Below are 9,234 nucleotides of genomic sequence, written 5' to 3'. Positions count from 1 at the left end.
GAGCCTCTGCGTAGTCGATCTCCTCGTCACGGCTCTTGATGTCCCATTCTCTCCAGGGAGCGATGATAGCCATTTCGGGAGCGAAAGCCTTTATAGCAAGCTCAAATCTTACCTGATCGTTGCCCTTTCCCGTGCAGCCGTGGCAGATAGCGTCAGCGCCCTCTGCAAGTGCGATCTCTGCGATGCGCTTTGCGATTATGGGACGAGCAAAGGAAGTACCGAGCATATATCTGTTCTCGTATATAGCTCCTGCCTGAACTGTAGGATAAACGTAGTCCTGTATGAACTCTTCCTTAAGGTCTGCGATGATGAGCTTGGAAGCGCCTGTCTTGATAGCCTTCTCCTCAAGTCCGTCAAGCTCCGTGCCCTGTCCTACGTCGCCCGAAACAGCGATAACTTCGCAGTTGTTGTAGTTTTCCTTGAGCCACGGGATGATTATGGATGTGTCGAGTCCGCCCGAATATGCGAGAACTACCTTTTTGATATCCTTTTTGTTAGCCATTGTGATTACCTCCTGAATATTATCGCTGCTTTTGTGCAGCGCGGATTAGCGATATAACACTATTATACTACATAGTAAAATATTGTCAAGTATTTTTGAATAAATATTCATTATTTTTTGTTTTATTCACGTTTTGCCGCATATTATTCATTCTAACCCCTCGTTTTTTGGTACTGCCTATTTTCCTGCCTATTATTCCCGGAGTTAAAAAGCTATGTTAAATCCCTGTTTGTTTTGTACGAAATTACGATTTTTATTTTAAAGAAGCTTTTTTTCTTGATATTTTTTGCTTTTGCCATTATAATGAAAGTACATATCGCTCTGCAAAGTGCTAAAGAGATACAGGCAGAGCTTTCCAAACATTACGGAGGTTAAACATTATGGCTGAGAAAAACGGTACAAAGATAACTATACTCGGCGCAGGCAACGTCGGCGCTTCTGTAGCTTATACATTCGCTGTTGCAGGAACGTGTTCGGACATCGTTCTCGTTGATATCAACAAGGCTAAGGCTAAGGGCGAGGCTATGGATATCCGTCAGGGCGTATCCTTCGGTGAGAACGTAGAGGTATTCGACGGCGGCTACGAGGACGCAAAGGACTCCGACATCGTCGTAGTTACGCTCGGTCTTGCAAGAAAACCGGGTCAGACACGTCTCGACCTTGCTCAGACAAACGTAAATATCATCAAGGAAGTTATGCCGCAGGTAGCTAAATATGCTCCCGACGCCATCTATGTAGTTGTCAGCAATCCCGTTGATATCCTTACATATACTATCCTCAAGTGCACAGACCTCAAGCCAAATCAGGTCATCGGTTCGGGTACGGCTCTCGATACCTCGAGACTTCGTTCCATAATCGCAGATCACGTAGGTCTCAGTCCGAACAGCATCCACGCTTATGTATTCGGCGAGCACGGTGATTCTTCGTTCATCCCGTGGTCTATAATGAATATCGCAGGCGTTCCCGTTGACGAGTACTGTGCGGATCAGGATCACGCAGACCTCGACGAGGAAGAGATAATACAGGAAGTACGCAGCGCAGGCGCTGAGGTAATAAAGAGAAAGGGCGCTACATTCTACGCTATCGCCATGAGCGTCAACAAGATATGCGACACCGTTCTCCGTGACTCAAAGAATATCCTCACGGTTTCCACAATGATTAACGACAGATACGGCATCAACGATGTATGTCTCAGTCTCCCGTGTGTTATCGGCAGCAACGGTATCGAAAGAGAAGTTTCTCCGAAGCTCACAGACGAGGAGATCTTAAAGCTCCAGGCAAGTGCCAAGGCTCTCAAGGCAGTTCTCGACCAGATAAATTTCTGAGAAACCGCAAATACGTTTTTTCGCGGAGAGCAGACTGTTCTCCGCTTTTTTGAAACCAAGTATAATGAAAGGACACTTATCTCATGAATTACGCAGAAGAATCCCTTAAAAAGCACAAGGAGTGGCAGGGCAAGATCGAAGTTATCTGCCGCGCTCCCCTCGAAACAAGAGACGACCTCTCACTTGCATACACTCCCGGTGTTGCACAGCCCTGTCTCGAAATACAGAAGGACGTTGACAAGAGCTACGAGCTCACACGCCGTTCAAACCTCGTTGCCGTAGTAACAGACGGTACAGCAGTTCTCGGTCTCGGAGATATCGGACCCGAGGCAGGTATGCCCGTTATGGAAGGCAAGTGCGCGCTGTTCAAGGCTTTCGGCGACGTTGACGCAGTTCCTCTCTGCGTCCGCTCAAAGGAAGTTGACGACATCGTAAATACAGTACGTCTCCTGGCAGGCTCCTTCGGCGGAGTAAACCTTGAGGACATATCAGCTCCCCGCTGCTTCGAGATAGAGAAGAAGCTCAAGGCTTGCTGTGATATACCGATATTCCACGATGATCAGCACGGTACTGCTGTCGTTACTCTTGCAGCTATGCTCAACGCTCTCAAGGTAGTAGGCAAGAAGCTTGACGAGATAAGAGTAGTTACAAGCGGTGCGGGCGCAGCAGGTATCGCTATCATCAGGCTCCTCATCTCAATGGGACTCAAGGACGTTGTGCTCTGCGACAGAAACGGAGCTATCTACAAGGGCCGTCCCGAGGGCATGAACCCCGTCAAGGACGAAATGGCTGAGATAACAAATCAGCAGATGAGAAAGGGCAGCCTTGAAGAGGTTATCAAGGGTGCAGACGTATTCATCGGCGTTTCAGCTCCTAACTGCGTAACTCCCGAAATGATAAAGTCAATGGCTGACAAGCCTATACTCTTCCCCATGGCTAACCCGACTCCCGAGATCATGCCCGACCTCGCAAAGGAAGCAGGCGCAGCCGTAGTCGGCACAGGAAGAAGCGACTTCCCCAACCAGATCAACAACGTACTCGCATTCCCCGGTATCTTCCGCGGAGCTCTCGACGTTCGCGCAAGCGATATCAACGACGCTATGAAGATAGCTGCCGCAAAGGCTATAGCTTCATTCGTTACAGACGACAAGCTCAGCGCTGATTACATTATCCCCAGCGCTCTTGACAAGACCGTAGCACAGGCAGTTGCAAAGGCTGTTGCTCAGGCTGCAAGAGATACAGGTGTTGCAAGAATATAATGCATAATGCAATGCATAATGCATAATTGCTTGCAGAAAAAAAGCTTTTATGTTATAATTGAGCCGTGGAGCTTTTCGCTCTGCGGCTTTTTGTTTAGTTGAGAATGTAGGGGCGAACAGTGTTCGCCCGCAGGATAATGCTGATCATCACGTGCGGCGGAACGCCGCCCCTACAATTACGCATTACGAATTACGCATTGACGGGCGCACAATATGCGCCCCTACACTATGCACTAACCACTAATAACTCGGAACGCCGAGGACGGCGTTCCCTACAAAGGAATGATAAATATGAGTTTAAACGACACACCCTCCTCGGAAAGAGTACATATAGGCTTTTTCGGACGGAGAAACGCAGGCAAATCCAGCGTGGTAAACGCTGTTACGGGTCAGGAGCTGTCCGTAGTCTCAGACGTCAGGGGAACTACCACAGACCCCGTCACAAAAGCAATGGAGCTCCTCCCTCTCGGCCCTGTTGTGATAATAGACACCCCCGGTTTTGACGACGAGGGAGCTCTCGGGGAGCTGAGAGTCCGCAAAACGAAACAGATACTCAACCGCACGGACCTTGCCGTGCTCATAGTTGACGGCTCTGTTGGACTTACCGACACCGAGCGTCAGCTCATCGGCATATTCAGGGAAAAGGATATCCCCTTTCTCACAGTGTACAACAAGTCCGATATCGCCGAAAAGCGCGTCTGTCAGGACAATGAAATAGAAGTCAGCGCTCTAACGGGCAAGAACATCTATGAGCTGAAGGAACGTATCGCCGCCCTTGCAAAGCTCCCCTCACAGGAAAAGCGCATCATAGGCGATATGCTCAGTGCAGGAGATATGGTGGTGCTTGTAACTCCCATAGACGCGTCTGCTCCCAAGGGCAGAATGATACTGCCTCAGGTGCAGACCCTGCGCGACATACTCGACGCAGACGCAATGGCAGTTTTCACCAAGGAATTTCAGCTTGCGGAAACTCTTGAAAAGCTCTCTGCTCCGCCGAAAATGGTCATAACCGACAGTCAGGCCTTCGCAATGGTGAGCAAAATAGTTCCCGAGAGTGTTCCCCTCACTTCGTTTTCAATACTCATGGCGCGTTACAAGGGCTTCCTTGAGACCTCCGTAAAGGGCGCAGCTGCCATAAAAACGCTGAATGTCGGCGATACCGTCCTAATCTCCGAGGGCTGCACCCACCACCGTCAGTGCGGAGATATCGGCAGTGTGAAGCTCCCCGCCCTGCTGAAAAAAACTACGGGGAAGAACCTGAACATAGAACTGAGCTCGGGACGGGAATTCCCCGAGGACCTGTCGAAATACAGCCTTGTGATACACTGCGGCAGCTGTATGCTCAATGAGCGTGAAATGGTATACAGGCGGAAGTCCGCAGAGGATCAGAACGTACCGTTCACCAATTACGGCATAGCTCTCGCCATGATGAACGGCATACTCAGACGCAGTCTAGGCATATTCCCCGACCTCGCAGGAGAGATAGAATGAAAGCCCGACTGCCGTATATCATCGGCTTTGTTCTCCTTGTGACAGCTGAGGTATGCATCGGCGTGTTTTATTTCAGCAATTTCATACGCTCATACGTGGGCGACGTGATAATCGTATGGGTGCTGTACTGCCTGTTCCGCTCGTTTGTGCCGAAAAGGTTCAGCTCCTACGCTGTTGCTGTAGGAATACTTGCATTTTCATTTGCGGTGGAGTTCCTGCAAAAAGCGCATATAGCCGATGTCCTCGGTGTTGAGAATGAGCTTCTTCGTATCATCATTGGTACGAGCTACGCTCCTGAGGACTTGTGGAGCTATATCGCGGGAACTGCCATTACTTTCCTCGAAATATGGCTGTTTGACAGGCTGTCCCGCCGCAAGGACGCATAGACAGAAATCCTCCCGAAAGCATATAATGAAAAGGGACTGCATAAACGCAGTCTCAAAGGCAATAATAATAACAACAAATTCATTATATATCGGGAGAAAACATCATGTCCGTCAGAAGAGGAGAAATTTATTACGCCGACCTCAGTCCCGTTGTAGGCTCTGAACAGGGCGGCATCAGACCTGTACTTATAGTCCAGAACGACGTGGGGAACAAGCACAGTCCCACAGTTATAGCGGCTGCCATAACCAGTCAGCGCGGCAAGAGCCGCCTGCCTACGCACATAGAGGTACAGGCAGACCAGTGCGGTCTCGCAAAGGACAGCATAGTTCTGCTGGAGCAGATACGCACCATAGACAAAAAGCGTCTGAAAGACAAAATGGGTGAGTTGGACCTTAACTCCATGGATAAGGTAAATACGGCTCTTTCCATAAGCTTCGGGCTGGAAATATGATTTTACGGGCGGACAATATCCGCCCTGCAAAAAAGGCGGACTTTTTGTCCGCCTTTTGTCTATTCTTCAAGCTTTTCCTCGATAGCGACCACGATATCGCTCATTTTCACGTCAAGAGCGTTTGCGATACGGTAAAGAGTTTCGAGGGTGGGCTTGCGCTCGCCGCGCTCTATGGCACTGAGGTGTGTGCGTCCGATGTCTGCAAGTCCGCTTATGACTTCCTGCGATATTCCCTTTTTCTTGCGGAACTCCGCGATAACTTCGCCCACTGTTTTCGGGTCAAGTGTTGGCATATACATATTATCACCTCATGATAATATGATATACGAATTTTTTGTTAACATTGAATACATATGTTGACATTGTGAATACATATGTGTTATAATATCATTAGGAAATACTTATACAGACAGGGGGTCGTTATATGTATTGTAAAAACTGCGGAAACACAATGGACGATTTAGCAACTATATGTGTTAAATGTGGAGTTCAAAAAGGGGTAGGAAACAAATATTGCCATAACTGCGGAAAAGAAACTGATTCAGACGCTGCCTTTTGTATGTCTTGCGGCTGTGCAATCGCAAATGTTTCTAAGACCAACGAGCCTAAAGAGGCTACAGGAAGCAAATCAAAGATAGCCGCAGGTTTATTGGGAATATTCCTCGGAGTATTCGGCGTTCATAATTTCTATCTTGGCTACACAAATAAAGCAATAGCTCAATTATTGATTTCGGTTTTGAGTTGCGGCATATTTGCAGTTGCAAGCGCCATATGGGGATTAATAGAAGGTATTCTTATTCTTACAGGCAGTATGAATAAGGACGCAAATGGTAATCCATTGGTTTAAAAACAAAAATAAGTATTTCCATTATTAATCTGTAATCTTCTCTAAAGGTATTAATACAGAAATCGCCTGTAATTTAAAAATTACGGGCGTTTTCTGTTTTTTTGCGCGGACAGCGGGCGCACACTGTGCGTCCATACAGGCTAACGGCTGATGACCGAGCTGACAAGGGGGACTGCCGCACTGAATCCCAGTGCTATGAACAGCTCCGCCATACTCGGAGCAGCAGTGCTGAATATAACCTGCATCTGCGGAACAAGCACTGCCGCCGCAAGGACTGCTCCCGAGACGAGAACTGCTCCCACAAGCTTCATATTGCCGAAGGGATTCATACTGAAAAGGGAACGGCTCTCGGAGCGGCACTCGAAAACGTGTATGAGCTGAGACACCACAAGAGTAATGAGCGCCGCAGTACGGCAGGCCTCCGCAGAGCTCCCCAGGTGCATGACCGTGGTAAAGCTGGCAAGGGTGGAAAGCCCGATAAATATGCCTCTTATGACTATCCTCCACATCAGTCCCCCTGCGAAAAATCCCTCGTCGGAGCGCCTCGGCGGACGGCTCATTATATCGCTCTCGGGCCGCTCCATGCCAAGAGCTATTGCAGGCAGACCGTCCGTAACGAGGTTCACGAGGAGTATCTGCACGGGGAGAAGCACTATAGGCATACCCATGACTATCCCGAGAAACATGGTCAGTACCTCGCCTATGTTGCAGGACAGCAGATACCGCACAAACTTGCGGATATTTGCATAAACACACCGCCCCTGCTCCACGGCGCTGACAAGGGTAGCAAGGTTGTCGTCCATAAGTATTACATCGGCTGCCTGCTTTGTGACGTCAGTGCCCGTAACTCCCATAGCTACGCCCACATCGGCTTCCTTTACCGCAGGAGCGTCATTCACTCCGTCACCTGTCATGGTGACTATCTCGCCGCGCCGCTTAAAGCTGCGTACTATACGGAGCTTATGTACAGGCTCTACGCGGGCGAATACTGTATATTTCCCTATATCACGGTCGAGCTCCTCGTCCGAGAGCATATTCAGCTCCTCACCTGTTATAGCCATGCCGCCCTTGAGCAGTCCTGCCTTTTTTGCAACTGCCACGGCGGTATTTTTATGGTCGCCCGTTATCATGACAGTTTTTACGGAAGCCGTCGCACAGCGGCGTATAGCCGCTTTCGCCTCCTCACGGGGCGGGTCTGTCATACCTGCTAAGCCGAGGAACACAAGGCTTCCGCGGTAAGGGGCGAGGTCGTCGGAGACACACATCGCCAGCGCAAGCACTCTCAGCGCCCTGTCAGACATCTCCGCCGCCTTTTCCTCAAGCCTTCTGCGGAAAGCCGCCGTCATAGGGACCTTCTCCCCTCTGCCGTTCATATACTGCGAGCACCTCGGCAGAAGGATCTCCTCGGCGCCCTTGAAGTACATACGCTTTTCGCTGCCGAAGCTGCAATGTACAGCCATGAAGCGTGTCTCGCTGTCAAAAGGGAACTCCCCGAGAGTACGGCACTTCTCCGATACCGAGGACTTTGTTATGCCAGCCTTTGCCGCCGCGATAAGGAGAGCGGCTTCCGTGGGGTCGCCCGTAACGCTCCACTCTCCCCTGCCTGCGAGAGAGCCTCTGTTGCGGCTTTTCGGCGTTTCCTGAGTGCTTATCTCCGCTGTGGAGCACACAACTCCGCACCTGAGAGCTTCCGTGAGAGCCCTTTCCGCAAGGGGATTAACGGCGGTATCCTCGCCTTTCGTGACAGCTCCGCTCACTCTGTAGCCCATGCCGCTGAAAAAGAAATCATCATCGGCTGTTGAGAGCTCCGTTACGGTCATTTTATTCTCGGTGATAGTTCCCGTTTTGTCGGAGCATATCACCGATGTACAGCCCAGTGTCTCAACGCTGTGGAGCTTGTTCACAAGGACTTTCTGCTTCATCATGCGGCTCACCGCCAGTGCAAGGGCGATAGTCACCGTTGCGGGAAGTCCCTCGGGGATAGCGGCAATAGCAATGGTTATTCCCGTCATGAGCATATCGAAAACATTCTCTCCTCGGAGGACTCCCGCACCAAAGACCGCGGCGCAGACTATGAGGCATATTATCGCAACTGCCTTTCCAAGCTCTGCAAGCCGCTTCTGTAAGGGAGTCTGCTCCCTGCCGATGTCCGTGAGCATTCCCGATATCTTTCCCATTTGTGTGTCCATGCCCGTTGCTATGACCTTTCCGCGGCACGAGCCCTTTACTGCGGAAGCTCCGAAGTAGACGATATTGGGCTTGTTCAGGGAATTGTCGGTGTCGTCCTCAGCTCCTGCGGACTTTGCCACTGCAACGGATTCCCCCGTCAGCACGGATTCGTCCGAAAAAAATCCTGCTGCCCGCAGTACGGTACAGTCGGCAGGTATGCGGTCACCTGCCTCAAGCTCTATGATGTCCCCCTTTACGAGCCGTGAAGCGGCTATCTCACGGAGCTTCCCGTCGCGCCAGCACTTTGCTGTGGGAGAGGTCATGGAGCGCAGAGCCTCAAGAGTATGCTCCGTGCGGTACTCCTGTATAAATCCGAGGACGGCGTTCAGCAGTACAATGAGGATTATGGTCACCGCGTCGGATATCTCCCCGAGAAACACCGATATCACCGTAGCTCCCAGCAGTATCATGACCATAATGTCACGGAACTGCCCGAGGAATATCCTCAGAGGGCCGCTTTTCCGCTCCCCGCCTATGGTATTCTCACCCTCAGTCCTGAGCCTTTCCTCTGCTTCCTTTTCTGTTAAACCCATATTTTCACCCTTTCACAGACATTTTTCCTTACAGGATATGTCCTCAGTCGGACAAATATGACAAGCAAAGGTTGCATTTACAGTTCTCATGTGCTATAATTAGTGTATCCTCAATAACCGCCATAAGGCGGTTATTTCCCCGAACCCTGTTCGGGGAGCGCAAATTCTTTAAAAAACGGAGAATTTGCGCGGCACACTAATTGATGTCAA

General features: G+C 50.1%; 9 protein-coding genes. 6 read left to right on the top strand and 3 right to left on the bottom strand.

All coding sequences use genetic code 11. From position 1 onward, the window contains the following. A partial coding sequence (locus Q0R37_RS13785; protein ID WP_294755133.1) for an argininosuccinate synthase domain-containing protein occupies positions 1 to 502 on the bottom strand: 502 nt, incomplete at its 3' end. A gap of 380 nt (positions 503 to 882) precedes the next feature. Here Q0R37_RS13785 and Q0R37_RS13780 point away from each other — a divergent pair. From Q0R37_RS13780 to Q0R37_RS13760, 5 genes are all read left to right on the top strand, one after another. Continuing rightward, complete coding sequence (locus Q0R37_RS13780; protein WP_294755132.1) at positions 883 to 1,827, top strand: L-lactate dehydrogenase; 945 nt, start codon at positions 883 to 885, stop codon at positions 1,825 to 1,827. Between the two features lie 83 nt (positions 1,828 to 1,910). After that, the gene (locus Q0R37_RS13775; protein WP_294755131.1) at positions 1,911 to 3,086 is read left to right on the top strand and encodes a malic enzyme-like NAD(P)-binding protein; all 1,176 of its coding nucleotides are present in this window, start codon (positions 1,911 to 1,913) and stop codon (positions 3,084 to 3,086) included. A 291-nt stretch (positions 3,087 to 3,377) separates the two neighbouring features. Continuing rightward, entirely contained in the window at positions 3,378 to 4,577 is a 1,200-nt protein-coding gene (gene hydF / locus Q0R37_RS13770; RefSeq protein ID WP_294755130.1) for a [FeFe] hydrogenase H-cluster maturation GTPase HydF, read from the top strand. Continuing rightward, positions 4,574 to 4,963, top strand: coding sequence for a DUF2809 domain-containing protein (locus tag Q0R37_RS13765; protein WP_294755129.1), 390 nt, complete (start codon positions 4,574 to 4,576; stop codon positions 4,961 to 4,963). The genes hydF and Q0R37_RS13765 overlap by 4 nt, the downstream gene beginning before the upstream one ends. A gap of 104 nt (positions 4,964 to 5,067) precedes the next feature. Then, positions 5,068 to 5,415 carry a type II toxin-antitoxin system PemK/MazF family toxin gene (locus tag Q0R37_RS13760; protein ID WP_294755128.1) on the top strand — a complete coding sequence of 116 codons (348 nt, stop codon included), beginning with the start codon at positions 5,068 to 5,070 and terminating at the stop codon, positions 5,413 to 5,415. A 59-nt stretch (positions 5,416 to 5,474) separates the two neighbouring features. On the opposite strand, the gene Q0R37_RS13755 is transcribed toward Q0R37_RS13760, so the two are convergent. Beyond that, a complete protein-coding gene (locus Q0R37_RS13755) occupies positions 5,475 to 5,714 on the bottom strand; it encodes a helix-turn-helix transcriptional regulator (RefSeq protein WP_294755127.1) in 240 nt (79 codons plus the stop codon). A 125-nt stretch (positions 5,715 to 5,839) separates the two neighbouring features. Between Q0R37_RS13755 and Q0R37_RS13750 the strand changes: the two genes are divergently transcribed. Further along, positions 5,840 to 6,262, top strand: coding sequence for a TM2 domain-containing protein (locus Q0R37_RS13750; RefSeq protein WP_294755126.1), 423 nt, complete (start codon positions 5,840 to 5,842; stop codon positions 6,260 to 6,262). A gap of 140 nt (positions 6,263 to 6,402) precedes the next feature. Here Q0R37_RS13750 and Q0R37_RS13745 read toward each other — a convergent pair whose 3' ends face one another. Continuing rightward, positions 6,403 to 9,024 (bottom strand): cation-translocating P-type ATPase, encoded by a 2,622-nt coding sequence (locus Q0R37_RS13745; protein WP_294755125.1) that lies wholly within the window; start codon positions 9,022 to 9,024, stop codon positions 6,403 to 6,405. Positions 9,025 to 9,234: the final 210 nt, after the last annotated feature.

It is taken from the genome of uncultured Ruminococcus sp., from assembly GCF_946415235.1.
Classification (GTDB): domain Bacteria; phylum Bacillota; class Clostridia; order Oscillospirales; family Ruminococcaceae; genus Ruminococcus.
Note: the sequence above shows the minus strand (reverse complement) of the source record. Positions and strands in the feature narration are given on the sequence as shown.